This window comes from Baekduia soli (genome assembly GCF_007970665.1).
GTDB lineage: Bacteria > Actinomycetota > Thermoleophilia > Solirubrobacterales > Solirubrobacteraceae > Baekduia > Baekduia soli.
In genome coordinates, this window is sequence record NZ_CP042430.1 from 2,016,641 (window position 1) to 2,040,359 (window position 23,719).

At 75.8% G+C, this 23,719-nt stretch carries 28 protein-coding genes; 15 read left to right on the forward strand and 13 right to left on the reverse strand.

All coding sequences use genetic code 11. The features are described from left to right. The first annotated feature begins 16 nt into the window (after window positions 1–16). A complete protein-coding gene (locus tag FSW04_RS09405) occupies window positions 17–544 on the forward strand; it encodes a quercetin 2,3-dioxygenase (RefSeq protein ID WP_146918596.1) in 528 nt (175 codons plus the stop codon). 134 nt (window positions 545–678) lie between these two features. Here the strand turns inward: FSW04_RS09405 and FSW04_RS09410 are convergent, their stop codons facing one another. The 3 genes from FSW04_RS09410 to FSW04_RS09420 are packed head-to-tail and all read right to left on the reverse strand — an operon-like array spanning window position 679 to window position 2,786. Beyond that, window positions 679–1,212, reverse strand: coding sequence for a GNAT family N-acetyltransferase (locus tag FSW04_RS09410; RefSeq protein ID WP_146918598.1), 534 nt, complete (start codon window positions 1,210–1,212; stop codon window positions 679–681). After that, window positions 1,209–1,889 carry an NUDIX hydrolase gene (locus FSW04_RS09415; RefSeq protein ID WP_228431072.1) on the reverse strand — a complete coding sequence of 227 codons (681 nt, stop codon included), beginning with the start codon at window positions 1,887–1,889 and terminating at the stop codon, window positions 1,209–1,211. The genes FSW04_RS09410 and FSW04_RS09415 overlap by 4 nt, the downstream gene beginning before the upstream one ends. Before the next feature lie 18 nt (window positions 1,890–1,907). After that, the gene (locus tag FSW04_RS09420; protein WP_187369365.1) at window positions 1,908–2,786 is read right to left on the reverse strand and encodes an SMP-30/gluconolactonase/LRE family protein; all 879 of its coding nucleotides are present in this window, start codon (window positions 2,784–2,786) and stop codon (window positions 1,908–1,910) included. Between the two features lie 227 nt (window positions 2,787–3,013). Between FSW04_RS09420 and FSW04_RS09425 the strand changes: the two genes are divergently transcribed. Continuing rightward, window positions 3,014–3,709, forward strand: a complete 696-nt coding sequence (locus FSW04_RS09425) for an aspartate/glutamate racemase family protein (protein ID WP_146918603.1) — start codon at window positions 3,014–3,016, stop codon at window positions 3,707–3,709. On the opposite strand, the gene FSW04_RS09430 is transcribed toward FSW04_RS09425, so the two are convergent. The 4 genes from FSW04_RS09430 to FSW04_RS09445 are packed head-to-tail and all read right to left on the reverse strand — an operon-like array spanning window position 3,706 to window position 9,493. Next, window positions 3,706–4,461, reverse strand: a complete 756-nt coding sequence (locus FSW04_RS09430; RefSeq protein WP_146918605.1) for a GntR family transcriptional regulator — start codon at window positions 4,459–4,461, stop codon at window positions 3,706–3,708. The genes FSW04_RS09425 and FSW04_RS09430 overlap by 4 nt on opposite strands. A gap of 12 nt (window positions 4,462–4,473) precedes the next feature. Then, on the reverse strand, window positions 4,474–5,730 hold the full coding sequence (locus FSW04_RS09435; protein ID WP_146918607.1) for a Zn-dependent hydrolase: 1,257 nt from the start codon (window positions 5,728–5,730) through the stop codon (window positions 4,474–4,476). Then, the gene (locus tag FSW04_RS09440; RefSeq protein WP_146918609.1) at window positions 5,727–7,415 is read right to left on the reverse strand and encodes a hydantoinase B/oxoprolinase family protein; all 1,689 of its coding nucleotides are present in this window, start codon (window positions 7,413–7,415) and stop codon (window positions 5,727–5,729) included. The genes FSW04_RS09435 and FSW04_RS09440 overlap by 4 nt, the downstream gene beginning before the upstream one ends. Further along, entirely contained in the window at window positions 7,412–9,493 is a 2,082-nt protein-coding gene (locus tag FSW04_RS09445; protein WP_146918611.1) for a hydantoinase/oxoprolinase family protein, read from the reverse strand. Before FSW04_RS09445 ends, FSW04_RS09440 begins: the two co-directional genes overlap by 4 nt. Before the next feature lie 138 nt (window positions 9,494–9,631). On the opposite strand from FSW04_RS09445, the gene FSW04_RS09450 reads away from it, so the two are divergent. Genes FSW04_RS09450 through FSW04_RS25795 form a run of 4 tightly spaced genes read left to right on the forward strand, consistent with a single transcriptional unit; the run spans window position 9,632 to window position 12,479 of the window. Beyond that, on the forward strand, window positions 9,632–9,946 hold the full coding sequence (locus tag FSW04_RS09450) for a hypothetical protein (protein WP_146918613.1): 315 nt from the start codon (window positions 9,632–9,634) through the stop codon (window positions 9,944–9,946). Between the two features lie 43 nt (window positions 9,947–9,989). Continuing rightward, complete coding sequence (locus tag FSW04_RS09455; RefSeq protein WP_146918615.1) at window positions 9,990–10,430, forward strand: hypothetical protein; 441 nt, start codon at window positions 9,990–9,992, stop codon at window positions 10,428–10,430. Next, a complete protein-coding gene (locus FSW04_RS09460) occupies window positions 10,423–11,466 on the forward strand; it encodes a phosphotransferase family protein (RefSeq protein ID WP_146918617.1) in 1,044 nt (347 codons plus the stop codon). Before FSW04_RS09455 ends, FSW04_RS09460 begins: the two co-directional genes overlap by 8 nt. Then, window positions 11,463–12,479, forward strand: a complete 1,017-nt coding sequence (locus tag FSW04_RS25795; protein ID WP_187369366.1) for a hypothetical protein — start codon at window positions 11,463–11,465, stop codon at window positions 12,477–12,479. The genes FSW04_RS09460 and FSW04_RS25795 overlap by 4 nt, the downstream gene beginning before the upstream one ends. Before the next feature lie 18 nt (window positions 12,480–12,497). Here the strand turns inward: FSW04_RS25795 and FSW04_RS26985 are convergent, their stop codons facing one another. Together FSW04_RS26985 and FSW04_RS09470 are read right to left on the reverse strand one after the other, a co-directional pair. Continuing rightward, on the reverse strand, window positions 12,498–12,968 hold the full coding sequence (locus tag FSW04_RS26985; RefSeq protein WP_228431074.1) for a hypothetical protein: 471 nt from the start codon (window positions 12,966–12,968) through the stop codon (window positions 12,498–12,500). Continuing rightward, window positions 12,938–14,062, reverse strand: coding sequence for a phytoene desaturase family protein (locus FSW04_RS09470; RefSeq protein WP_228431076.1), 1,125 nt, complete (start codon window positions 14,060–14,062; stop codon window positions 12,938–12,940). The genes FSW04_RS26985 and FSW04_RS09470 overlap by 31 nt, the downstream gene beginning before the upstream one ends. A gap of 39 nt (window positions 14,063–14,101) precedes the next feature. Between FSW04_RS09470 and FSW04_RS09475 the strand changes: the two genes are divergently transcribed. From FSW04_RS09475 to infA, 7 genes are all read left to right on the forward strand, one after another. Then, window positions 14,102–14,563, forward strand: coding sequence for a pyridoxamine 5'-phosphate oxidase family protein (locus tag FSW04_RS09475; RefSeq protein WP_146918619.1), 462 nt, complete (start codon window positions 14,102–14,104; stop codon window positions 14,561–14,563). A 79-nt stretch (window positions 14,564–14,642) separates the two neighbouring features. Beyond that, window positions 14,643–14,846 (forward strand): hypothetical protein, encoded by a 204-nt coding sequence (locus FSW04_RS09480; protein WP_146918621.1) that lies wholly within the window; start codon window positions 14,643–14,645, stop codon window positions 14,844–14,846. A 26-nt stretch (window positions 14,847–14,872) separates the two neighbouring features. Continuing rightward, window positions 14,873–15,877, forward strand: a complete 1,005-nt coding sequence (locus tag FSW04_RS09485; protein ID WP_146918623.1) for an NADP-dependent oxidoreductase — start codon at window positions 14,873–14,875, stop codon at window positions 15,875–15,877. 241 nt (window positions 15,878–16,118) lie between these two features. Continuing rightward, entirely contained in the window at window positions 16,119–16,823 is a 705-nt protein-coding gene (locus tag FSW04_RS25800) for a TetR/AcrR family transcriptional regulator (protein WP_228431078.1), read from the forward strand. Window positions 16,824–16,825: 2 nt separating this feature from the next. Further along, a complete protein-coding gene (locus FSW04_RS09495) occupies window positions 16,826–17,974 on the forward strand; it encodes an acyl-CoA dehydrogenase family protein (RefSeq protein WP_146918626.1) in 1,149 nt (382 codons plus the stop codon). Next, entirely contained in the window at window positions 17,971–18,984 is a 1,014-nt protein-coding gene (locus FSW04_RS09500; RefSeq protein WP_146918628.1) for an acyl-CoA dehydrogenase family protein, read from the forward strand. Before FSW04_RS09495 ends, FSW04_RS09500 begins: the two co-directional genes overlap by 4 nt. Window positions 18,985–19,153: 169 nt before the next feature. Then, window positions 19,154–19,375 carry a translation initiation factor IF-1 gene (gene infA / locus FSW04_RS09505; protein ID WP_027006585.1) on the forward strand — a complete coding sequence of 74 codons (222 nt, stop codon included), beginning with the start codon at window positions 19,154–19,156 and terminating at the stop codon, window positions 19,373–19,375. 49 nt (window positions 19,376–19,424) lie between these two features. Here infA and FSW04_RS09510 read toward each other — a convergent pair whose 3' ends face one another. Continuing rightward, on the reverse strand, window positions 19,425–19,961 hold the full coding sequence (locus tag FSW04_RS09510) for a DUF1697 domain-containing protein (protein WP_146918630.1): 537 nt from the start codon (window positions 19,959–19,961) through the stop codon (window positions 19,425–19,427). Window positions 19,962–20,053: 92 nt separating this feature from the next. On the opposite strand from FSW04_RS09510, the gene FSW04_RS09515 reads away from it, so the two are divergent. Then, window positions 20,054–21,442 carry an NAD(P)/FAD-dependent oxidoreductase gene (locus FSW04_RS09515; RefSeq protein WP_187369367.1) on the forward strand — a complete coding sequence of 463 codons (1,389 nt, stop codon included), beginning with the start codon at window positions 20,054–20,056 and terminating at the stop codon, window positions 21,440–21,442. A gap of 10 nt (window positions 21,443–21,452) precedes the next feature. After that, on the forward strand, window positions 21,453–21,617 hold the full coding sequence (locus FSW04_RS09520) for a hypothetical protein (protein WP_187369368.1): 165 nt from the start codon (window positions 21,453–21,455) through the stop codon (window positions 21,615–21,617). On the opposite strand, the gene FSW04_RS09525 is transcribed toward FSW04_RS09520, so the two are convergent. From FSW04_RS09525 to FSW04_RS09535, 3 genes are read right to left on the reverse strand one after another with little or no spacing between them, the layout of a single operon-like run. Next, window positions 21,618–22,067 (reverse strand): GNAT family N-acetyltransferase, encoded by a 450-nt coding sequence (locus FSW04_RS09525; RefSeq protein ID WP_228431080.1) that lies wholly within the window; start codon window positions 22,065–22,067, stop codon window positions 21,618–21,620. It lies immediately after the preceding gene. After that, entirely contained in the window at window positions 22,064–22,729 is a 666-nt protein-coding gene (gene rpiA, locus FSW04_RS09530; RefSeq protein WP_146918635.1) for a ribose-5-phosphate isomerase RpiA, read from the reverse strand. Before rpiA ends, FSW04_RS09525 begins: the two co-directional genes overlap by 4 nt. After that, window positions 22,726–23,694 (reverse strand): ROK family protein, encoded by a 969-nt coding sequence (locus tag FSW04_RS09535; RefSeq protein WP_146918637.1) that lies wholly within the window; start codon window positions 23,692–23,694, stop codon window positions 22,726–22,728. The genes rpiA and FSW04_RS09535 overlap by 4 nt, the downstream gene beginning before the upstream one ends. Window positions 23,695–23,719: the final 25 nt, after the last annotated feature.

The following is a 23,719-nucleotide window of genomic DNA, read 5'->3' on the forward strand; positions in this document are numbered from 1 at the left end:
AGATCAGGCTGCACGCATGACCTCCATCAGCGCAGCAGACACCACGACCGCGCCGGACGGCGCCCTCGCACCCATCGCTCTCGGTCCCGGAGAGGGAGAGCACCTGTGGTTCTTCGGTGGCCTGACGACGATCAAGGCCGACGGCTCCACGACGGGCGGCCGGATGATGCTGACCGAGCAGACCGCGCCGCGTGGCTCCGGCTCGCCGCTGCACGTCCACCACAACGAGGACGAGTGGTTCTACGTCCTCGAGGGCGAGCTCACGATCTGGGTCGCCGGTCAGACGGTCGTCGCTCCGGCCGGCTCCTTCGTCTTCGGACCGCGCGACGTGCCGCACACGTTCATCGTCAGCTCCGACGAGGCGCGCTTCCTGCTGGTCACGCAGGAGGCCGGCTTCGAGGGCGTCGTCCGCACGCTCGGGATCCCCGCTCCCGTCGCGGAGATCCCCCCCGCGCCGACCGCACCCCCCGACATGGCCCCGATCCTGCAGGCCGCCGCCGACCATGGCCTCGAGATCCTCGGCCCTCCCGGCATCCCGGCCTGAGGACCGGCCATGACCATCGGGACGAAGACCGGCATCGGCTCGGCGGAGCACAACCGGATCGTCGCGAGAGGGATGTGGACGCGCTCCCACCTGCGCGCGCGACATCCGCGTCCGGGCGACCTGGGGCGCCCGGTCTAGGGCCCCTGCGTGGCGGGGCCGGTGAACTCCTCGGCCAGCAGGTCCATGAGCAGGCCGTCCCGCCACCCGCCGTCGGGGGTGCGCTCGTAGGCGCGCAGGACGCCGACGGGCCTGAAGCCCAGGCCCTCGTAGCAGCGGATCGCGCGGGCGTTGGTCACGGCGGGGTCGATCGTGAAGCGGTGGTGGCCGGCGGCGATGAAGTGGCCGATGGCCAGCGCGAGGACCCGGCGGCCCAGCCCGCGCCCGCGGGCGCCGGCGCCCAGGACGATGTCGAACGCCACCGACGGGAACTGCTCGTCGGCCTCCTCCTCGGCCAGTAGCCAGCCGCAGACGGCGTCGTCGAGGACCACCGTCCAGCAGGGCTGCGCGGCGAGCATCCCACGCACCTCCGCCTCCTCCGTGTCGCCCCACCACGCCTGCACCTCGGGCTCGGCGAGCAGCGCCGCGAGCGCGGCGACGTCGGCGCCGGATGACGGGCGCAGCGTGAGATCGCCGTCGCGCAGGGTGGGGAGGTCGTGCGCGGCCGTCATCGCAGGTAGCGCCAGCCGCCCGCGACGGTCAGCAGACGGTGGCGCGACCCGGGCACGTCGGGGTCCGTCGTCGCCCAGCCCGCGTCGCCGGGGTACAGCGCGCACTCGCCGCCCGGCACCGCGACGATCCGCGGCTCGAACACCGGCGGCTCACGGCCCTGCACGTCGGCGAGCACGTCGTCGATCCGCCGGTGGCCGCGCAGCGTCGTCAGCGTGACGAACGTCGGCGGCGGCAGCTCGATGCGGTCGGCGGCCTGCTCGGCCAGCGCCGCGTCGGGGGTGTGCCAGGCGTGGTCGTCGATCTCGCCGCCGTCGACGCTGACCGCCTCGTCGCCGGCCGCGCCGACGAAGAACCACGTCGAGAAGCGCCGCGGCCGGCCCTCCGGGGTCGTCCAGTGCGAGAGCGGGTGCAGCGTGCCGGGGTCGACGTCGACGCCGGCCTCCTCGCGTGCCTCGCGTGCGGCCGCACGGCGCGCGGCGGGCTGCTCGCCGTCGCCGTGGTCGTCGCCGGGGTCGACGCGCCCGCCCGGGAAGACCCAGGCGCCGCCGTGGAAGGCCAGCCGGGCGTTGCGCCGCAGCAGCAGCACCTCCAGGCCCGCGCCGGACTCGCGCAGCAGGACGACCGTGGCGGCGGGGGCGGGGACGGTGATCCCGTCGGGCGTGGGGGAGGCGGGCACGTCCGTGACCCTAAGCCCTCACGGCCGGCCGGCGCCGGGCACGGTCACGCGCCGTGCCAGCACGTGGCCGCGGTGCGTGCGCGGGTGGGCCTGCACGGGCAGCTCGCCGGGCTCGGCGGTCAGCAGGAACAGCGTCCGGCGGTCCTCGCCGCCGAGCACGCAGGCGACCGCCCAGCGCGGCGCGACGTCGATGCGGTCGGTGACCACCCCGCCCTCCGTCACGCGCAGGAAGCACCGCGAGCCCAGGGTGGCGACCCAGACGCCGCCCTGCGCGTCGGCGCAGATGCCGTCCGGCGTGTGCTCGCCGGTGGACGCCCACACGCGCGGGGCGTGCAGGTCGCCGCGGGCGTCGACCGACCAGGCCACGAGCTCGCACCCGGTCGTCGAGGCCTGCAGCAGCGTCGTGCCGTCGTCGTCCAGGACCAGCCCGTTGGGCCGGGCGGCCTCCGCGACCGCGACGCGGGCCTCGCCGCCGGGCTCGACGACGAGCAGCGCGTCCTCCGGGCGGCCGTCGGCCGGGCGCTGCGTGCTGCGGATGGCATCGACGTAGGCGCGCCCCGTCGGCCCGACGACCATGTCGTTGAGGTACCCCGGCGCCAGCGCCGACAGGTCGGCGTGCAGCGCCGTGGCGCCGCCGCGCTCCAGGCGCAGCACGCGGCGGCGGCGCATGGAGACCACCAGCGGCGTCCCGTCGGGCAGGAAGCCGAGGCCGGAGACGTCGTCGTCGACCTGCGCGACGACCTGCGCCACCTCACCGGGCGCCGCGGTCAGGACGCGCCCCGTGAACAGGTCGACGAACCACAGGCGGCCGTCGTGCCAGCGCGGGGCCTCGGGCCAGACGAGGCCCTCCGGCGGGCCGGTGAGCTCCTCCGGGTCCGGGGCGGCGCTGAGCGGCACGGGCGCCAGCCTACGGTGCCGCCGGTCCGACGAACGTGCTTGTGGCGCCGTGCGCCGGCCGAGCACCCGGAGGTGCGCAGCGCGAGGCCGATCCGGCAGTCCTGACGGACGCCGGCCCGTGGCGCTGGACCGGCGTGCCGCCGCGCCGCCGGCGCGTGCCGTGCCGTCCTTCGCCGCAGGCCTGGGCGTTCGGCTGGCCCGGCTGCGCCGTGTGGTTCACTTCGTCCGTGCGCCGCATCGGGCTGCTGGGCGGGATGAGCTGGGAGTCCTCGGCCGAGTACTACCGTCTGGTCAACGAGGAGGTCCGCGAGCGGCTGGGCGGCCTGCACTCCGCCGACTGCGTGCTGCGCTCGGTGGACTTCGCGGTCATCGAGGCGCTGCAGCGCGACGGCCGCTGGGAGCAGGCCGGGCAGCTGCTGGCCGCCGAGGCCCGGACCCTGGCCGGCGCGGGCGCCGAGGTGCTGGTGCTGTGCACCAACACCATGCACAAGCTGGCCGACGTGATCGCCGAGGCGGCCGGCATCCCGTTCGTGCACATCGCCGACGCGACGGCGGAGGCCATCCGCGCCGAGGGCCTGCGCACCGTCGGGCTGCTGGCCACGGCGTACACGATGGAGCAGGACTTCTACGTCGGGCGCCTGCGCGAGCGCCACGGCCTCGACGTCCTCGTGCCCGGGGGCGAGGACCGCCGCATCGTCCACGACGTGATCTACGACGAGCTGTGCGCCGGCGTCGCGGACGACGGCTCGCGGGCGCAGCTGCGCCGGATCATGGCCGGCCTGGCGCGGCGTGGGGCGCAGGCCGTCCTGCTCGGGTGCACCGAGCTCGGGCTGCTCGCCGGGCCCGGCGACAGCCCCGTCCCCGTGTTCGACACCACCCGCCTGCACGCCCGGCGCGCCGTGGCGCTCGCGCTGGCGCCCTAGCGGCGGCCAGGCGCCTCCGACGTGACGTGGAAGCGAACGCGGTCGCCGAGCCAGGACATCTGCGCGCGCTCCAGCGGCCGGCCGTCGCGCAGGTGGCTCGTGCTCGTGACGACCAGCAGCGGCACGTCGCTGCCGGAGTCCAGGAGCCGCGCCTCGTCGGTCGTGGACCGCACGACCTCCAGCGACAGCTCGCTGCGGACGGGCACCAGGCCGTAGTCCTCGGCCAGCACGTTGGAGAGCGAGCCCTGGATCCCCGGGCTGCGCTCGATGCCCGGCACCATCGCCGCGTCGAACCACGAGCGGTAGATCGCCGCGGGCTGCTCGTTGATGATCACGCGGCGCACGAGATAGGTCACCGTCCGCCCGGCGGACAGGGCCAGCGTGGCGGCCAGGCCCGCCGGCGGGCTCTCCAGGGTGCCGGACTCGATGATCTCGGCGCGGTTGCTGAACCCGAGGTCGCGCAGGCGGGCCGCGTAGGCGCCGAGCGTCAGGTTGAGGTCGTAGACGATCGGCAGGGGCTGGGGTCGCACGTAGGTGCCGCTGCCGCGCTTGCGCTCCAGGAGGTCGTCCTTGGCGAGCTGGGCGAGCGCCTGTCGCACGGTCACGCGGCTCACGGCGTAGTCGCGGGCCAGGGCGATCTCCGGGGCGATCCGCTCTCCCGTGCGCCACTCGCCACCGGCCAGGCGGCGGCGCAGGTCCTCGGCCACCTGGAAGTAGGCCGGCAGTGGCGAGGAGCGGTCGACGGTGGCCACGGGGGCCGCGCCCTAGGCGCCGTCGGAGGCCAGGCGGCGGATCGCCCCGGCCAGGACGCGGGCGCCCAGCTCGCAGTCCTCGGACTCGGTGAACTCGTGGTGGGAGTGGCTGATGCCACCGACGCTGGGCACGAAGACCATGCCCGCGGGCGCGTGCTCGGCCACGACCATCGCGTCGTGCCCGGCCCCGCTCCACATGCGCAGCGGATCGCCGCCCTGCTCGAGGGCCGAGGCCTCGAGCGCGTCGACGACCGCCGGGTCCATCATCGTGGGGATGAGCGCGTACTGGCGGTGCACGTCGGCGGTGAGTCCCTCGTCGGCGGCGATCTCGGCCACCATCTCGGCCAGCCAGGCCTGGCAGGGCTCGAGCACCTCGGGCTGGGACGGGCGCAGGTCGACGGTGAACGTGACCTCGCCGGGGATCACGGTGAACGTGCCCGGCGCGGCGCTGATGCGCCCGACGGTCGCCCGCAGCTCCGGCTGCGCCCTGGCCTTCTCGCGCAGCGCGAGGATCATCCGCGCGGCGCCGACGAGCGCGTCGCGGCGCCCCTCGGTCGGCGTCGCCCCGGCGTGGTTCTCCTCGCCCTTGACGGTGATCACGAAGCCGAGCACGCCGCTGATCGACTCGACGATGCCGACGCGCCGGCCGGCGGCGGCGAGCACCGGGCCCTGCTCGACGTGCAGCTCGAGGTAGGCCGACAGCTCGCGCGCGCGGAACGCCTCGCCCACGCGGTCGGGGTCGAACCCCCGCGCGCGCATCGCCTCGGCGACGCTCACCCCGTCCCGATCGGTCGCCGCCAGGCTCGCGCTGACGTCCTGGCCGGCGAACGCGCGGCTGCCGAACAGCGCGGCGCCGAAGCGCGTGCCCTCCTCGTCCATGAACGCGCCGACCCAGATCGGGCGCGCGGGCTCGAAGCCCTCGCGCTTGAGGATGCGCACGGCCTCCAGGGCGCCGAGCACGCCGACGACGCCGTCGAAGGCCCCGCCGTTGGGGACCGTGTCCAGGTGCGAGGCGGCCATGACCGCGCCGCCCGAGCCCGCCTCCCAGCGGGCGATGAGGTTGCCCGCCGCGTCGATCTCGCACGCCAGGCCCAGCGCCTCGAGCTCGCCGGACACCCACGCGGTGACCTCGGCGAGCTCGTCGGTCCAGGCGAAGCGCGAGATGCCGCCCTGGCCGGTGGCGCCGATCGTCGCGGCGGTCGACAGGTCCTGGGTCATCGTGCGCGCCAGGGCCGTCGCCCGGTCGGCCGACGGGACGACGGCGGTCACCGCGCCACCGTCCCCACGCCGTCACGCGTGTCGCGGGCGATCGCCTCCGGGTCGCGCTCGGACGGATCCCCGTAGCCGCCGCCGCAGGGGCCCACGAGCCGCAGCACGTCGCCCGCCCGCGCCTTGCGGTAGGGGATCTTGGAGGGCAGCGGGGTCTCCTGCTCGGTTCCGGGGTTCAGGATGACGGCGCCCGGCGCGCCCGGCTCTCCGCCGAACAGGCCGGGCGGGGCGACGAGGTTGCCGTCGCCCTCCAGCGAGAAGCCGCCCTCGGCCAGGAACTGGATGTCGCGGATGGAGCCCAGGCCGCCGCGCCAGCGCCCGGCGCCCGCGCCCTGCTCGGTCAGCTCGTAGCGCGTGACGCGCAGCGGGTAGTGCGACTCGATGTCCTCGATCGGGTTGTTCCTGGTGTTGGCGTACAGCGTGTCGACGGCGTCCAGGCCGTCCTTGCCGTGCCGTCCGCCGTAGGAGCCCTCGACGATGTCCATGTACACCCACGCGCCGCCGTCGACCGCGCCGGAGTAGGCCACCACCTTGAGGTTGCCCACGCCCGCGGCCACCGCGTCGGGCATGACGGGCGCCAGGGCGCGCATCACGGTGTCGGCGATGATGTTGCCGCCGCAGAAGCGGGCGATCGTCGGCGCCGGGAAGCGCGGGTTGGCCACGCAGCCCAGCGGTGCGCTGATCGTGATGGGGCGGAAGAGCCCCTGGTTGCTGATGACGTCGTCGTGGCGCTCGCTGTCGAGCAGGATCGCCCGCAGCGTCAGGCAGACCGCGATGTCGACCGTGCCCTCGAAGGGCATGTTGATCGGCAGGTCGACCTGGTCGGCCGTGCCCGCGAGGTCGACGTGCAGGTCGGAGCCCGACACCGTGATCGCGACCTTGACCGGCAGGTTGCGGTAGGCGGGGTCGGGGTGGTCGAGGAAGCCGTCCATCGTGCCCTCGGCCTCGTAGCGGCCGTCGGGGAGCTTCTCGATCTCGGCCCGCAGCGCACGCTCGGACTGGTCCATGAGCTGCTCGGAGGCCGCCTGGACGCGCTCCAGGCCGTGGCGCTGCACGAGGTCGAGCATGCGCTCGGCGCCGAGCTTGGCGGCCACGACCTGGGCCTCCATGTCGCCGACGACCAGCGCGGGCAGGCGCGTGTTGTCGGCGATGATCCGCCAGGCGCTCTCGTTGCGCCGGCCCTCCTCCTCGACCTTGACCGCGTTGAGCAGGAGGCCCTCGGCGAACGCGTCGGTCGCGTCGACGATGCCGCAGCTGCCCGGCGTCAGCGCCCCGAGGTCGAGGTGGTGGGCGGTGGTCATCGAGAAGCCGATGAGCTCCTCGCCCAGGAAGATCGGCACCGCGAACCCGACGTCGGGCTGGTGCGACGCGCCGTAGAACGGGTGGTTGTGGACGACGACGTCGCCCGGCCGCCACGTGTCGCCGACCTCGGCGAAGCGCCGGTTGATCCCGCGCAGGTAGCCCGGGATCGGGCCCGACTGCAGCGGCGTCGACTGCGTGGACTCGCAGAGCTGGCGGCCCTCGGCGTCGCAGATCGCGCAGCCGAAGTCCTCGGACTCCCGGATGATCGACGAATAGGACATGCGCGCCAGGCGGTGGCCCATCTCCACCGCGATGGAGGTCAGCGCGCCGCCGATGACCGCCGCGGTGACGGGGTCGACGCGGGGGCGTTCGGTCGTGCTCATGCCAGGGCTCCAATGGTGATCTCGGGGTCGGCGGTCAGCAGCAGCGCGCCGCCCTCGGTGGCGGTCGCGCTCCAGCCGGGCGGCACGACGATCGTCGTGTCGCGCTGGAAGACGATGGCCGGGCCGGCCACCGCCTCGTCGATGGGCAGGTGCTCGCGCAGCAGCTGGCGGGTCGCGCGCGGCTCCAGGGCGCCGTCGACGCGCCACACGCCGTCGTGCTCGCCGATGAGGGCCTCCTCCAGCGTCTCCGACGGGACGTCGACGCGCTCGAGCTTGGGCCGCGGGCCCGAGGCCGTGACGCGCAGGTTGACGATCTCGATCGGGTCGCCGAAGGCGTGCCCGTACTCGGCGCGATGGGCCTCGTGGAACGCCTCCAGGACCTCGGGGCCGAAGCCCTCCGGGCCGGCCGGGATGCGCAGCTCGTAGCCCTGGCCGAGGTAGCGGCAGTCCAGCGCGCGCTCGACGTGGACCTCGTCGGGCGCGGCGCCGTCGCGGTCCAGCCGCGCGACGAGCTCGTCGGCGAGCTCGGCGAACTGGCGGTTGATCACGTCGGCGTCGATGTTGCGGCCCTCGGTCATGAACACGGTGCGCATGTGGTCGTAGCGAAGGTCGGAGGTCAGCAGCCCGGCGGCCGACGTGATGCCCGGGTGCGGCGGGATGACGACCTCGCCGATCCCGAGCATGGCGGCCAGCTCGGCGGCGTGCAACGGGCCGGCGCCGCCGAAGGCCACCAGGCTGAAGTCGCGCGGGTCGTGGCCGCGCTGGATCGTGATGGAGCGGATGGTCTGGGCCATGTTGGCGTTGGCCAGGCGCAGCACGCCCTCGGCCGCCTCGGCGGGCTCGAGCCCGAGGTCGGAGGCCAGCCGGTCGATGACGGCCGCGGCCGCCCCGGGGTCCAGGGCCATGTCGCCGCCCAGGAAACGCTCGGGGTCCAGGCGGCCCAGGACGAGGTGTGCGTCGGTGACGGTGGCCTCGTCGCCGCCCGCGCCGTAGGCGGCGGGGCCCGGCACCGCGCCGGCGCTGCGCGGGCCGACGCGGAAGGCGCCCGCCTCGTCGACGCGGGCGATCGAGCCGCCGCCGGCCCCGATGGTCTGGATGTCGAACATGGGGACGAGCAGCGGGTAGCCGGCGATCTCGGTGTCGCGCGCGGAGGCCTGCGAGACGCCGGCCTCCGTGACGATCCCGATGTCGGCGCTCGTGCCGCCCATGTCGAAGGTGATGAGCTGGGTGCGCCCGGCCAGGCCCGCGGCCCACTGGGCGCCCAGCACGCCGGCGGCCGGGCCCGACAGCATGAGCGTGACGGGTCGCCGGGCGGCCTCGGCCACGCTGGCCACGCCGCCGTTGCTGCGCATGACCAGCAGCTCGGAGCCCATGCCCTCGCGCTCCAGCGCCGCGGTGAGGCGCTCGAGGTAGCGCCCGGTCCCCGGGCCGACGAAGGCGTTCATCGACGCGGTCGTGAAGCGCTCGAACTCGCGGAACTGCGGGCTGACGTCGGCCGAGGCGGTCACGAACGCCTCCGGGAGCTCCTCGCGCAGGATCTCGGCCGCGCGGCGCTCGTGCGTCGGATCCAGGTAGGAGAACAGGAAGCAGACGGCGATGGCCTCGACGCCGGCCTCGCGGAACTCGCCGGCGGCGGCGCGGACCCGGTCCTCGTCGAGCGCGACGACGACCTCGCCCGTGGGCGGCGCGATCCGCTCGGCGACCGTCAGCCGGTGCGCGCGCTCCACGAACGGGGCGGTCTGCCACGGGATGTCGAGCATGACCGAGTAGGGCTGGGGCCGCTGGTGGCGGCCGATGTGCACGACGTCGCGCACGCCCTCGGTGGTGAGCATGCCGGTCCGGGCGCCGCGGTGCTCGAGCACCGCGTTGGTGGCGACGGTCGTGCCGTGCAGCACGCCGTCGAGGTCCCCGGTGCCCACACCGGCCTGGGCGCACAGCTCGACGATGCCCGAGACCAGCGCGCGGCCCGGGTCCTCGGGCGTCGAGCGGACCTTGTGCACCGCCACGTGCCCTCGGTCGGAGTCATAGAGGGCGAGATCGGTGAACGTCCCTCCGATATCGATGCCTACGAGCAGCATGCAGCGGGCTCCTGGGTTCCTGGCGCGGGGTTGTCTGTTCGATAAGACAACTTCTGGCCCCAAACCTAGACAGCCGGTCGCCGCCTCGCAACCTCGCCCACCGATGAGTCGCGCTCCCGGGACCGGTCCCAGGGGCGGATGGACGATCCCGCCCGCGGCCCGATGTCGTTCCTGCGCCTCCCGCCCGGCTCGTCGATGCGGCTGCGGACGGTCGTCATCGCCGCGGGCGGCGTGCTCGACCACGACCCCGCCGCCTGGCACGACGCGCTCGTCGTGGTCGCCCGCGGGGCCGTCGAGGTCGAGGCCTGCGACGGCACCCGGCGGCCGTTCGGCGAGGGAGCCGTGCTGAGCCTGGCCGACGCGGGCGTGCGCCGGCTGCGCAACCCGGGGTCCGACGGCCTCGTCCTCGTCGCCCTGTCCCGGCGGCGCCTTGCCGGGGACCCCGGCCGCTGATACGGATACCGGCGTCGGGTCTCACGATCGTCAGGGGCATTCCATGCTGAGCACGGTGCCGGTCCAGCGGCTCCTGGAGGGCGTCGCCGAGGCGCTGCACGCCGATGTCGCCCCGCACGTGGACGACCGCTTCGCGCTCATGCAGCTGCGCGCGATCGAGGAGCTGCTGGTCAACCTGGCCGGCCGCGTGGCCTGGGAGCCCGCCGAGGTCGCCGCGGAGGCCGACGGCCTCGGCGACGTCCTGGCGGCGCTGCGCGCGGCGGGCTGGGCGGGGCCGGCCGCCCCGGGCGCGACGGCGCCGCCCGCCGACGCGGCGGCCCGCCGCGCCGACGGCCTGGCCGCGCTGCGCGAGGCGCTGGCGTGGCTGGCGGCGCGCGAGGAGGACGGTGGCGCCGTGGCCGCCGCGCGGGAGGCGGCCACCGCGTTCCTGCGCGAGGGCAACGACCGCGAGCGTGCGCGGCTGCGGTCGGGCATGTATGCCTGACGCCGACGGGCTCGGCGAGGCGCTGCGCGCCTTCCTCGCCGAGCGCGTGGGCGAGCCCGGCCTCCGCCTCGAGTGCCTGCGCCGCAGCGTCGAGGGCTTCTCGTGGGAGACCTACGTGGTCGGCGTGGCCTGGGACGCCGGAGGGGCGGTGCGGCGCCGCCGTCTCGTCGTCCACCGCGAGCCGGCCGCCGGCCTGCTGCGGCCCTACCGTGCGGCCACGCAGTTCGCCCTGCGCCGCGCCGTGGAGGGGATCGACGGGGTGCCGGTGCCCCGGACGCTGTGGCTCGACGAGCACGGCGAGGCGACCGGCCGCCCGCTCTACGTCGTCGAGCGCGTCGCGGGCGAGGTGCCGACGCAGTGGACGTCGGACCGGGCGTTCGCCGGCGCGACGCAGCGCGCGGCGGTGGCCCGCGAGCTCATGCGGATCGCCGCCGCGCTGCACGCCGCGCCGCCGGCGGTCGCGCCGCCCGGCCTGCGCGGCGCGCAGGACCCCGACCCGATCGCCGAGGTCCGCCACTGGCACGCGATCTACACGGGTGAGGGGCTGGAGCCCGTGCCGATCCTGGACTGGGGCTTCGCGTGGCTGCTGGCCCACGCCGACCACGTCTCGGGCCGCCGGGCCGTGCTGCACGGTGACCTGCGCACGGGCAACTACCTCCTGCACGACGGGCGCATCGCCGCCGTGCTCGACTGGGAGGAGGCCCACGTCGGCGACCCGGTGCAGGACCTGGCCCACTGCGCGCTGCGCCTGTTCCGCGGCCGCACCCGGCTGCCGTCGGGCCTCGTCGAGCTGCCCGAGCTGCTGGCCCGCTACGAGGAGGCCGCGGGCTGGGCCGTGCCGCCGCGCGCCTTCCACTTCTGGAGCGTCCACGAGTCGGTCTACACGGCGGTGACGATGGTCCGCGCCGCCGCGATCTTCGCCGCGGGGGAGACCCACGACGTCCGCTACGCCGCGCTGGGCTACCAGTCCCACCACGGTCTGCGCCACGTCCTGGACTACCTCGAGGCCGCGCGGGCCGGAGGGCCGCCGCGGTGACCGCGCTGACCGCCTGCCGCTACGGCGTCCAGCACGACGCGGTCCAGCCCGTCGGCGAGCACCCGTCCCACAACGACAGCGTGTACTTCAACGTCGCCGGGCCGGACGGCAGCGGGCTGGCCGGCGCGATCCTGCGGATCGGCCTGCGGCCCAACGAGGGCTACGGCGAGGCCTCCCTCGTGCTGCCGCTGACCGGCGGCGCCGGCGTCGTCTTCCACTACGCGCGGTCACCGCTGGAGGCCGCCGCGGTCGTCCCGGGCAGCCCCGCGTGGGCCTCGGGGCCGATGCGCCTGGAGGCCGAGCAGGCCACGCGCCGCTGGCGCCTGCGCTGGGCCGGCGGCGGGGCGCGCCTGCTCGCCGACCCGCCGGCGTTCGGCGTCGCGCCCGGGGCCACATGGCGCGCCGCGGCGCCGGTCGCCGTCGAGCTCGACCTGCGCTGGGACGCCGAGCTGCCGATGCACTGCCTGTCGCCGGCCGGCGACCTCATCCCCGGCGGCCGCGACGTCGCCTACGGGCGCAACCACTACGAGCAGTTCGGCCGCGCGATCGGCACGCTGCGCCTGGGGGACCGCACGATCGCGCTGGACGGCGCCCCCGCATTCCGCGACCACTCCTGGGGCCCGCGCGTGTGGGACAGCGCGCCCGACCAGGACTTCGCGTGCGTGCAGCTGGCCGACGGGCGCCGCATCGTGGCGTTCGCCAACCGCGCCGACGGTGCCGAGGACTTCCACGGCGTCCTGTGGATCCCCGGCGCCGCGCAGCCGCTGGCCCTCGACGGCTACGCGATCCGCACCTCCTACGACGGCGGCCCCGCGCTGGAGGGCGGCGTCGGCTGGACGTTGCGCGCCGGCGGCGAGGAGCTCGTCCTGGAGGGCGACGTGCTCGGGTACCTGCCGCTGCGCGTCGGCGACCGCGGCGTGCGGATCGCGCAGGCGCTGCTGCGCCTGCGCGGCGCCGCGCCCGGCTGGGCGAAGGTCGACCTCACGCGCCCCTCGGCGGGCCCGGGCGGCTGAGGCGGCGGCGCGGCGCGCTCAGCCGTGCAGGACGGCCATCGCGGCGTTGTGGCCGGTGATGCCGCTGACGCCGCCGCCGCGGCGCGCCCCCGCACCGCAGAGCAGGATCGCGGGGTCGTCGGTCTCCACGCCCCAGCGCCCGACCTCCTCGGGGTGCTCGGCGAACGGCCACGCCAGGTCGCGGTGGAAGATGTGGCCGCCGGGCATGCGCAGCTCGCGCTCGAGGTCCGCCGGGCTGCGCGCCTCGATGCACGGCGCGCCGTCGGGGCCGTGGGCGACGCAGCCGGCGATGGGCTCGTCGAGCACGCTGTCCAGCGAGCGCAGGGTCGCGGCCAGCGCGGCCGCCCGCGCGCCATCGGGATCGGCCGTGAACAGCCGGGCCGGCAGGTGCAGCGCGAAGACCGTCAGCGTGTGGGCGCCGGCCGCGCGCAGCTCCGGGCCCAGGATGGTCGGGTCGGTCAGCGAGTGGCAGTAGACCTCGCAGGGCACGGGGTCGGGGATCGCGCCGCCGGCCGCCCGGTCGTGGGCCGCGTCCAGCTGGGAGGCCGTCTCGTTGACGTGGAACGTCCCGGCGAAGGCCTGCTCGGGCGCCACGGCGCCGTCGCGCAGGCGCGGCAGGCGATCGAGCAGCAGGTTGACCTTGAGCTGTGCGCCCTCGGGCGCGGGCCGGCGGGCGCGCGCCCGCGCAGGCGGTCCAGCTCGGCCGGCGCGGCGTTGACCAGCACGTGGCGCACCGCGACCGTCTGCTCGCCGCCCGGCCCCTGCACGTGCACCTCGGCGCCGCCGGGGCCGGTCGCGATCCCCACCACCTCGGTGTCGCAGTGCAGCTGCGCGCCGGCGGCCTGCGCCGCGGCGGCCAGCGCGCCGGTCAGCGCGCCCATGCCGCCGACGGGCACGTCCCAGTCCCCGGTCCCGCCGCCGATGACGTGGTACAGGAAGCAGCGGTTCTGGCGCAGGTCGTGGTCGCCGGCGCCGGCGAACGTGCCGATGAGCCCGTCGGTGAGCACCACGCCCGCGACGAGGTCGTCGGCGAACGCCCCGGCGACGGCCTCGCCGAGGGGCGCGTCGACGACCGCCGCCCAGGTGGCGTCGTCGCCGGCCAGTGCGCGCAGCTCGTCACGGGAGCGCAGCGGCTCGGTCAGCGTGGGGAACACGCGGGCGGCCAGCGCGGCGGTCCGCGCGTAGAACGCCTCCCAGGCGTCGTGGTCGGCGTCGCCGCCGGTCACGCGCCGGAACGAGGCGCGCGTGGCCGCGCGGTCGCCGGCGTCGACGAGCAGGCCGCGGCGGCCGCCGTCACGCGGGTCCGGCGTGTAGGACGAGACGCGCCGGCGGGCCAGGCGGACCGGCAGCCCGAGGTCGGCGATGATCGACGCCGGGAGCAGGCTGACGAGGTAGGAGTAGCGCGAGAGCCGCGCGTCGACGCCCGGGAACGCGCGCTCGGAGACCGCGGCGCCGCCGACCGCGTCGCGGCGCTCGAGCACCGCCACCGAACGCCCGGCGCGGGCGAGGTAGGCGGCGGCGACGAGGCCGTTGTGGCCGCCGCCGACGATCGCGACGTCGTAGGTGACGGCGAGGCGGGTCATGGCGCCCCCGGAATATGGCAGGGCCCTACGGTGTCGGGGATGGACGAGCTCCCCGACTGGGACGACGGCACGGTGGCGATCCTCTCCACCGGCGGCGGCGCGCCCCACGCGATCCCCGTGTCGACCGCGGTGCGCTCGGGCCCGCGGACGATCCTGCTCGCGCTGGCCCTGCGCCGCGAGTCGCTGGCGCGCCTGCGCGAGGATCCGCGCGCGGCCCTCACGGTCCTGTCCCGCGACGTCGCGTGCACGGCGCACGGCGTCGCCGTGGTCGCCGAGGAGCCGCTGGAGGAGTCCGGGCGCGTCGCGGCGATCCGGCTCGAGGTCCACGAGGTCCAGGACCACCGCCAGCCGCGATTCGCGATGCACGAGGGCGTGCGGTGGAGCTGGATCGACGAGGAGGCGCGGATCCGGGACGCCGAGATCCGGGCCGCCCTGCGCCGGGTCGCGATCGGCACGACGCGCAGCGTCAAGCCCCCATCGCCACGATCGTCGCTGCGGTGACGCCTGCCCCGCGGCGCGCGCGCCGCTCTGGTCGGCGACGGTCGTGGCCGTGAAGCCCGCCGGCCTGAGCACCAGCTGCTTGGCGAAGCCCTCGGCGACGATCGCGGGAGGAGTTGCTCCGCGTGCTCTCGGCACCGACGACGCGGTCGAGGTCGCCGACAACTCCGCCGGGCTCATGGGCGCGATCCTCAACACCAAGCCGGGCATGGGCCGGCCCGACGGCAGCGGCGTGCGCCGGTACGTCATGAGCATGGACGGCGTGCTCCCGGCACGCGCCGGCTGACGGACGCGCCGTGCGAGGATCGGGGGATGCCCACCCGTTCCCGTGAGATCCAGCTCGCCGCCCGCCCGCACGGCGAGCCCAAGGAGAGCGACTTCCGCCTGGTCGAGGTCGAGGTGCCCGACCCGGGGCCCGGGGAGATCCTCATCCGCAACACGTGGATGTCGGTCGACCCGTACATGCGCGGGCGGATGAGCGACCGCAAGTCCTACGTGCCGCCGTTCGCGGTCGGGGCGCCGCTGGAGGGGGGCGCGGTCGGCGAGGTCGTCGCCTCGGAGTCCGAGGACCGGCAGGTGGGCGACACGGTGACCCACCAGCTCGGCTGGCGCGAGTACGTGGTGATGCCCGCCGCCCACACGCGCAAGGTCGACGTGGACGGCATCAGCCCGTCGGCGCACCTGGGCGTGCTGGGGATGCCCGGCCTGACCGCCTACGCCGGCCTGCTCGACGTCGGCGGGCTGAAGGACGGCGACGTCGTGTTCGTCTCGGGCGCCGCCGGTGCGGTCGGCAGCCTGGTCGGCCAGCTCGCGAAGCTCCGGGGCCACACGGTCATCGGCAGCGCCGGCTCGGCCGCCAAGGTCGCCCACCTGCTCGACGACCTCGGCTTCGACGCCGCGTTCAACTACAAGGACGGGCCGGTGGCCGACGCGCTGGCCGCCGCAGCGCCGGACGGGATCGACCTGTTCTTCGACAACGTGGGCGGCGAGCACCTCGAGGCGGCGATCGGCGCGCTCAACGACCACGGGCGCGTCGCGCTCTGCGGGGCGATCTCGGGCTACAACGCGACCGAGCCGCCGCCCGGGCCGACCAACATGTTCCTCATCGTCGGCAAGCGGCTGACGCTGCGCGGGTTCATCGTCCGCGACCACGCGACGCGGCGCCCCGACATGGTCGCCGAGGTCGTGCCGGCGCTGCGCGACGGGCGCATCACGTTCCGCGAGACCGTGGTCGAGGGCCTCGAGAACGCCCCGGCCGCGTTCCGGGGCCTGCTGCGAGGCGAGAACACCGGCAAGATGGTGGTCAAGATCGGCTAGGGCGCCGGGGGCGCTCCGCGCGGACGGTGCGGAGGACGGGCGTCGGCCCCTGGGTGTGTCCCGGGCCATGCGGGTGCCATCGACCTGCCCGATGGCGCGAAGGTGGGGTCATCCGCCACGTTCGCGCCATCGGCGCCGGCGTAGGCCGACGATCGCGGGCGCCGGGGCCCCGGTGGCGCCAGGGGCCATCGGCACCACCGTACCTTGCGGGTATCCTGTCGTACCCCTAAGGTACGGCGCTGTGACGGACCCGTCCCTCGTCGCGGCGCACCCCGACGTCGGCCACCGGCTCGACGCGGGCGGCACCCAGCGCGCCCGGCTCGTGGAGGCGATGATCCAGGCCGTCGCCGACAAGGGCTACGCCGCCGCGACCGTCGCCGACGTCGTGCGGATCGCACGTGTGTCGCGCGGGACGTTCTACGCCCAGTTCGCCTCCAAGGAGGACTGCTACCTGGAGGCCTACCGCTACGGCATCGACGTCATCGTCGAGCGCATCCGCGCCGCGGTGCGCGCCGAACAGGGCGACTGGGCCGCGCGCCTGCGCGCCGGCCTCGACGCCTACCTGCGCACGCTGGCCGGCGAGCCGCGCTTCGCCCGCACCCACCTCTTCGACGTCCACCTCGCCGGGCCGCGCGCCGGCGCCGAGCGCGACGCCGCGCTGCGCCGCTTCGCCGACCGCTACCGCGCGTCGTTCCGCGCCGCGGTGCGCGAGCGCCCCGACCTGCGGATGCCGTCCGACGACGCCCTCTTCATCCTGTCGGCCGGGGTCGACCAGCTCGTCTGCGCCCGCGTGCGCGCCGGCGACCTCGAGCGGCTGCCCGAGCTGACCGACGAGCTCACGCTCACCGCCGTCGCGTTCCTCGAAGGAGCGGCGCAGGTGCCGTCCTCCGCCTCGCGGGGTCCCTCCGCGGCCATCCACCCGACCACCCACGAGGGAGGCTCCTGACCATGGACCTGACCTTCTCCGACTCCGAGGCCGCGTTCCGCGACGAGCTGCGCGCCTGGTTCGCGACCAACGACCCCGGCCCCGAGCCCAGCGGCGAGGACGCCAACTACGCCTGGCGGCGCGACTGGCAGCGCCGGCTGGCCGAGGGCGGCTGGGCCGGCGTGCACTGGCCGCGCGAGTACGGCGGCCGCGGCGCGACCCTCACCGAGTCGGCCATCTTCTTCGAGGAGCTCGGCCGCGCCCGCGCGCCGCTGCCCGCCAACGTCCTGGGCCTGCTGCTGGCCGGCCCCACGCTCATGACCTACGGCACCGACGAGCAGAAGGACCGCTACCTGACGCCGATCCTCACCGCCGAGGAGATCTGGTGCCAGGGCTTCAGCGAGCCCGAGGCGGGCTCCGACCTCGCCGCGCTGAAGACCCGCGCGGTCAAGGACGGCGACGGCTGGGTCGTCACGGGCCAGAAGGTCTGGACCTCCGGCGCGCAGCACTCCAAGTGGTGCATGCTCGTCGCCCGCACCGACAGCGAGGTGCCCAAGCACAAGGGGTTGACCTACTTCCTGATGGACATGGAGCAGGAGGGCGTCCAGGTCCGCCCGCTCGTGCAGATCACCGGCGAGCCCGAGTTCAACGAGCTGTTCATCGAGGGCGCGCGCATCCCGGACGAGAACGTCCTGGGCGGTGTGGGCAACGGCTGGAAGGTCGCGCTGACCACGCTCATGAACGAGCGCTCCGGCCTGGCGTTCTTCCTCCAGGTCCGCCTGCGCCAGCTCCTGGACGAGCTCGTCGAGGAGGCCGCGGCCCGCGGGCTGCTGGACGATCCGGTCGTCGCGGACGAGCTGGGGCGCCTGCACATGAAGGCCGAGATCCTGCGCCTGACCGCCTATCGCGGCCTGAGCACGATCGAGAAGTACGGGGCGCCCGGGCCCGAGGGGTCGCTGACGAAGTGGATGTGGTCGGAGACCAACCAGGAGCTCGCCCAGTTCGCCGCGGACCTGCTCGGCGCCGACGCGCTGACGATGGGCAACCGCTGGGCCTACGAGCTGCTGCGCTCGCGGGGCAACACCATCGAGGGCGGCACGACCGAGATCCTCAAGAACATCGTGGCCGAGCGCGTCTTGGGCCTGCCGCGCCTGAAGGGGGCAACCGCATGAACTTCGACTTCACCGACGACCAGCACGAGATCAAGCGCACCGCGCGCGACCTGCTGGGCAGCCGCTCGACCTTCGAGAAGGTCCGCCACGCCGCCGAGGGCAAGGCCTACGACGACGCGCTGTGGACCGAGCTGGTCGGCCTCGGCTGGCCGGGCATCGCGATCGCCGAGGAGTACGGCGGTCAGGGCCTGGGCAGCGTCGAGCTGGCCATCCTGGCCGAGGAGCTCGGCCACGCCGTGGCGCCCTCGCCCTTCCTGTCGACCGTGACCGCCGCCGCGGTCATCCAGGCCTGCGGGAGCGACGAGCAGCGCTCGCGCTGGCTCCCGGCGCTGGCCTCCGGCGAGGCGACGGGCGCGCTGGGTGTGGCCGACGGCCTCGTGCCCGACGCCGACGCGGCCGCCGTCATCGTCCTGCTCGACGCCGACGGCGCCGCCCGCGTGCTCGCGCGCGCCGACGCCGACGTCACCCCGGTCGACTCGATCGACCCGACCCGGCGCACGGCGCGCGTCTCCGCGCCGCCCGGCCGCGGCGAGCCGCTGGCCGGCGAGGGACGCCACGGCACCGACCGCGCGACGGTCGCGGTGGCCGCCGAGCTCGTCGGCGTCTCCCAGCGCGCGCTGGAGATGACGGTGGCCTACGTCAAGGAGCGCAGGCAGTTCGACACGCCCGTCGGCGCCTACCAGGCCATCTCGCACACGTGCGCGAAGATGCTCAAGGACACCGAGGGCGCCCGCTCGGCGACGTACTTCGCCGCCTGGGCGGCCGACGCCGAGCCCGAGCGGCTGGCCGAGGCGGCCTCGCTGGCCAAGGCGGCGGCCTCCGACGGCGCCCGCGACGTGACCGCGGCGGCCATCCAGGCCCACGGCGGCATCGGGTTCACGTGGGAGGCCGACGTGCACTGGCTCTACAAGCGGGCGCAGGTCGGGGCGGCCCTGCTCGGGGGCTCGGCACCGCACCGCGCGCGCCTGGCCAGGATCCTCGCGGCGCGCCTGAGCCCGACGGCCGTCTAGGGACGATCCAGCCCCGGGGGGTGGGATCTCGGCGCCCGCCGGGTACAATGGACGAGGGTCCTGGTGCGCTGCGCCGGTCCCACCCCGCTTCGCGCGACGAGTCCGGCGGACGCCGGCTGCGGTGCCGTCATGTCGCGCAACGACACCCCGAACGTGTGAAGGAGGCCGTATGGCCGTAGAGGACAAGGTCGCTCTCGAAGGTGAAGTCGTCGAGTCCCTGCCGAACCTGCTGTTCCGCATCCAGCTCGACATGGACGATCACGAGGTGCTCGCGCACCTTGCCGGCAAGATGCGCCGCAACCGCATCCGCGTGCTCCCCGGAGACCGCGTCCGCGTCGAGGTCAGCCCGTACGACCTGACCCGTGGTCGCATCGTCTACCGCATGAAGTAGCCGCCGCGCGCCGCCCCGCCGATGCGGGGTGCACGGCGCGCGATGGTCCTCACGCCGTGACGAGCTCGTGGAGCTTCGTCACGGTGTTCCAGTTCCGGGCGGTTGCCACGACGCCCAGGCGGCGGTCCGCCACGAGCCTGGCCGCCGGCGAGCGCTGGATCCCGTTCGCGTGCCAGACGTACATGGTGCGGCCGCGGACGGCGACCCGCTCGGGCGCGAGGTCGGCCGCCTCGATCTCCTTGACGACGGAGCGCCTCGGCGCGGCCGACAGGAAGCTGACCTGCAGCTTCTTGGGATCGTCGGCGACGTCGGCCAGTGGGTTGCCGTCGACCACGGCCGTCAGCTGGCGCCGGCTGCGCACCTCCACGCCGATGTCCAGCCCCAGGGCGTCGGCGATCGCGCGCTCGATGCTGCGCGCCAGCGCGTCGCCCGTCTGCGAGGCGGTCAACACGACGTTGCCGCTCTGCAGCAGCGTGGTGACGTCCTCGTGGCCGGCGTCCTCCAGCAGCCGCCGCAGGTCGGCCATCGCCACGCGGTTGCGGGAGCCGAGGTTGATGCCGCGCAGCAGCGCGATCTGCCGGGCCATGCGCGGGCATGCTGCCAGGCCGCCCGGGCGGTGCACGGAGACGGCGCGCCTGCGCCCTCGCGGCAGGTCGCACGGCGCTAGCGTGGCGGCACATGGAGCGCTGCGCCCACGGGTTCTGGCTGGCCGACGCGGGACCCGTCACCGCGCGGCCGGTCCTGACGGGCCGCGAGCGCGCCGACGTCCTGGTCGTCGGGGGCGGCTACCTCGGCCTGTGGACGGCCTGGCAGCTCGCCGAGGCCGGCGCCGACGTCGCGCTCGTGGAGGCCGGGGTCTGCGGCCACGGGCCCAGCGGGCGCAACGGCGGCTTCGTCCACGGCCTGTGGGACCGCCTGGCCGAGCTGACCGAGCTGTTCGGCGCGGCGGCCGCGATGGACGTCGCCCGGGCCGCCGCGACGACGGTCGCCGGGATCGCGGGCTGGTGCGAGGCCCAGGGCGTCGACGCCCACGTCGTCCGCGCCCCGATGCTCGAGGTCGCCGCGGCGGCCGCGCAGGACGGCGCCTGGGAGCCGGCCGTCGCCGCCTGCCGTGCCGCGGGCGCGGGCGACCAGGTGGCCGAGGCCGGCCCGGAGGCCGTGCAGGCGATCTGCGCGTCGCCGACCCTGCGCCGCGGCGCGCTGTGGCGCGACGCGGCCACCGTGCACCCGGCACGCCTGGCGCTCGGCCTGCGCGCACGGCTGATCGAGCGGGGCGTGCGGGTCCACGAGCACTCGCGCGTCGTCGCGCTGGACGACAGGCCCGGTGGGGTGCGCGCGCGGATCGCGGGCGGGGGCGAGGTCGCCGCCGGCGCCGCGGTGCTCGCCGTCAACCACGCCTCGGCGGCCGTCCGCCCGCTGCGCGGCGCGCTGAGCGTGGCCTCCAGCCACGTCGTGGCCACCGAGCCGGTGCCCGACGTGCTCGAGCGGCTGGGCTGGACCGGCGGGGAGAGCATCGCCGACTGCCGCACGATGCTGCACTACTTCCGGACGACCCGCGACGGCCGCGTGGTCTTCGGCTGGGGCGGCGGACGCATGGGGATGGGCGCCCGGCGCCGGGCGCTGCTCGACGTCGACCCCGGCGTGCAGGACGCGACCGTCGACCACCTGCACGCGCTGCTGCCGGCGCTCGCCGGCGCTCGCATCACCCACGCCTGGGGCGGCCCGATCGACGTCTCGCCCGTGCACCTGCCGTGGTTCGGCACGCTGCGCAGCACCCACTACGGCTTCGGGTTCACGGGCAACGGCGTCGGGCCCGCGCACCTCGGCGGCCGGATCCTCGCCGACCTGGCCCGCGGCGCGGACACCGCGCTGACGCGCCTGCCGATCGTCGGCGGCCTGCCGCCGCGGCGCTTCCCGCCCGAGCCGCTGCGCTTCGCCGGCGGCAGCGTGATCCGGGCGGCGCTGGTGCGCGCCGATGACGCCGCCTCCGCGGGCCGGCGCACCGACCCGGTCACCGCGGCGGTCGCCGCACTGCCGCGGCTGCTGGGCCTGCACCTGCCGCGCTGAGAGCGGCGTCGTGGCCCGGGAGCGGCTGGCGTCCCTCAGCGCCGACATCGCCGCCGCGCTGCAGATGAGCGTCGCGACGGCCAAGGCCCACGGCTCCCTGCTGCTCGTCGAGCGCGCGGTCGACAACCGCGGGCAGGTCGCCCTCCTGGTCCAGGAGGCCCGGCGCGGCGGGTGATCAGAGCTCGCGCGCCATGCGCACGTGCGGTCCGATGTCGGGCAGCGTGAACTCCTCGCCCTCGGCCTCCAGCCCCGCCCGCTCGTAGAAGCCGCGGGCCGGCGTGCGCGCGTTGCACCAGGCGCGCCGGCCGCCCTGCGCCCGCGCATGCTCGAGGACCGCGGCCAGCAGCAGCGCCCCCGCGCCGATCCCGCGCGCGGCAGGGTCGGTCGCCATCCCGCGGATCCGCCAGTCGCCCTCGCGCGGCGTGTCGGGATGGGGCTCGGGCGAGATGGAGGCCACGCCGACCAGCGCACCGGCGGCGTCATGCGCGGCGACGTGCAGCGCCCCCGGCACGTCGTCGCCGGGGTAGACCTGGTCGGCCAGCCCCTCGTGCGGGCGCAGAACGGCCTGGCGCAGAGGCCGCACGACGTCGGCGTCGACGGGCTGCACCCGCACCGCGCCGCTCACGATCGCGGGCCTCCGGCGCGGAGGTGCTCGACGCCCCCGGGCCGCGCGACGAGGACGTCGTGCACGAGCGCCGGGGCGAAGAGGCCGTGCCCGACCACGCCGGCGACGGCGTCCAGGCGCGCGGCCAGCGCGGCGGGATCGTCCACCGGCCCATGGTGGTCGGCGATGACGTGGCCGTCCGGGCTGGGCGGCGCGCCGGGGCGGACGGTCGCGGGGGCCACCGCCGCCAGCGTGGCGGGCAGGCCGAAGGCCAGGAGCTCGAGCGGGACCGGCGCGCCCAGTGCCGGCACGACCTTGCGCTCGTCGACGATGACGACGAACCGCGCGGCGGCCTCGGCGACGACCTTCTCGCGCACGTGCGCGCCGCCGCCGCCCTTGACCAGCCAGAGGTCCGGCGCGACCTGGTCGGCGCCGTCGATCGCCAGGTCCAGGGCGTCGAGCGCCTCGAACGCCTCCACGGGCAGGCCGAGCTCCCGCGCCTGGGCGGCCGTCGCCTCCGAGGTCGCCACGCAGCGCAGGTCGCGCAGGCCGCGGGCGGCGATCGCCGGCAGCAGGTGGCGCACGGTCGAGCCCGTTCCCAGCCCGAGTCGCATGCCGTCGGCGACCAGCTCGGCGGCCGCCTGCGCGGCCGCACGCTTGAGGTCCTCGGGGTCCTGGCTCACCGCGTCACCAGCAGCGACGCCCCCAGCGCGCCGCCGAGGTCGCCGAGCTCGGCGACGCGGACCACCGGCGGCCGGTGGTCGACGAACAGGTGCGGCATCATCGCGTCCTCGATGCGCCGGGCGAACGGCTCGCCGAAGCGCACGCCCAGACCGCCGCCGATGATGATGGCCTGCACGTCGAGCAGGTTGTTGGCCGAGGCGACGGCGACGCCGATGGCCTCGATGGCCTCATCGATGAGCTTGCCCGCGAGGTCGTCACCGCGCTGGAGGGCGCGCGCCCAGATCCCGCTCGTGAGGCGGTCGCGGCCCTTCTCCTCCATGATCTTGAACAGGTGGGTCTTGTGGCCCTCCTCGACGGCCTTGCGCGCCCGCCCCTCCATCGCCCGCCGCCCGGCGTAGGCCTCCATGCAGCCGCGCCGGCCGCAGGGGCACTGGGCGCCGTCGCGCTTGACGACGATGTGGCCGATCTCGCCGGCGGCGCCCAGGCCGGCCCACGGCCGGCCGTCGAGCACGATGCCGCCGCCGACGCCCGTGCCCCAGAACACGCCCAGCAGCGAGGAGAACTCGCGCGCGGCGCCGAGCGTGAACTCCGCGTCCGTGGCGACCTGGACGTCGTTGCCCAGCCGGATGGCGGTCCCCAGGCGCCCGCCCAGCTCGGAGGCCAGCGGGTAGGGGTCCCGCCAGTCAGGCAGGTTGCCGGCCTGGGCCAGGGTGCCGGCCTCGGTGTCGACGGCTCCCGGCGCGCCGATCCCGACCCCCAGCAGCTCGGAGGGCTCGATGCCCGCCTGGCCGGCCGCCTCGCGCAGCGCGCGCTCCAGCGCGGCGATAACCGCGGGCGGGCCGCCCTCGGTCGGGGTGGGCTGGCGGGCCTGCCCGAGCACCTTGTGCGCGCCGTCGGCGACGATCGCCTGGATCTTGGTGCCGCCGAGGTCGACGCCGCCGCGTGCCGCGAGATGGACTGCCATGCCCGCAGACTTGCACAGCCCTGCG

What these genes read in the sequence shown, in the direction of transcription:
- FSW04_RS09405 (WP_146918596.1), top strand. Translation starts at nt 17, where the DNA reads ATGACCTCCATCAGCGCAGCAGACACCACGACCGCGCCGGACGGCGCC.
- FSW04_RS09410 (WP_146918598.1), bottom strand. Translation starts at nt 1,212, where the DNA reads ATGACGGCCGCGCACGACCTCCCCACCCTGCGCGACGGCGATCTCACG.
- FSW04_RS09440 (WP_146918609.1), bottom strand. Translation starts at nt 7,415, where the DNA reads ATGAGCACGACCGAACGCCCCCGCGTCGACCCCGTCACCGCGGCGGTC.
- FSW04_RS09445 (WP_146918611.1), bottom strand. Translation starts at nt 9,493, where the DNA reads ATGCTGCTCGTAGGCATCGATATCGGAGGGACGTTCACCGATCTCGCC.
- FSW04_RS09450 (WP_146918613.1), top strand. Translation starts at nt 9,632, where the DNA reads ATGGACGATCCCGCCCGCGGCCCGATGTCGTTCCTGCGCCTCCCGCCC.
- FSW04_RS09455 (WP_146918615.1), top strand. Translation starts at nt 9,990, where the DNA reads ATGCTGAGCACGGTGCCGGTCCAGCGGCTCCTGGAGGGCGTCGCCGAG.
- FSW04_RS09460 (WP_146918617.1), top strand. Translation starts at nt 10,423, where the DNA reads ATGCCTGACGCCGACGGGCTCGGCGAGGCGCTGCGCGCCTTCCTCGCC.
- FSW04_RS09470 (WP_228431076.1), bottom strand. Translation starts at nt 14,062, where the DNA reads ATGACCCGCCTCGCCGTCACCTACGACGTCGCGATCGTCGGCGGCGGC.
- FSW04_RS09475 (WP_146918619.1), top strand. Translation starts at nt 14,102, where the DNA reads ATGGACGAGCTCCCCGACTGGGACGACGGCACGGTGGCGATCCTCTCC.
- FSW04_RS09485 (WP_146918623.1), top strand. Translation starts at nt 14,873, where the DNA reads ATGCCCACCCGTTCCCGTGAGATCCAGCTCGCCGCCCGCCCGCACGGC.
- FSW04_RS09495 (WP_146918626.1), top strand. Translation starts at nt 16,826, where the DNA reads ATGGACCTGACCTTCTCCGACTCCGAGGCCGCGTTCCGCGACGAGCTG.
- FSW04_RS09500 (WP_146918628.1), top strand. Translation starts at nt 17,971, where the DNA reads ATGAACTTCGACTTCACCGACGACCAGCACGAGATCAAGCGCACCGCG.
- infA (WP_027006585.1), top strand. Translation starts at nt 19,154, where the DNA reads ATGGCCGTAGAGGACAAGGTCGCTCTCGAAGGTGAAGTCGTCGAGTCC.
- FSW04_RS09510 (WP_146918630.1), bottom strand. Translation starts at nt 19,961, where the DNA reads ATGGCCCGGCAGATCGCGCTGCTGCGCGGCATCAACCTCGGCTCCCGC.
- FSW04_RS09515 (WP_187369367.1), top strand. Translation starts at nt 20,054, where the DNA reads ATGGAGCGCTGCGCCCACGGGTTCTGGCTGGCCGACGCGGGACCCGTC.
- FSW04_RS09535 (WP_146918637.1), bottom strand. Translation starts at nt 23,694, where the DNA reads ATGGCAGTCCATCTCGCGGCACGCGGCGGCGTCGACCTCGGCGGCACC.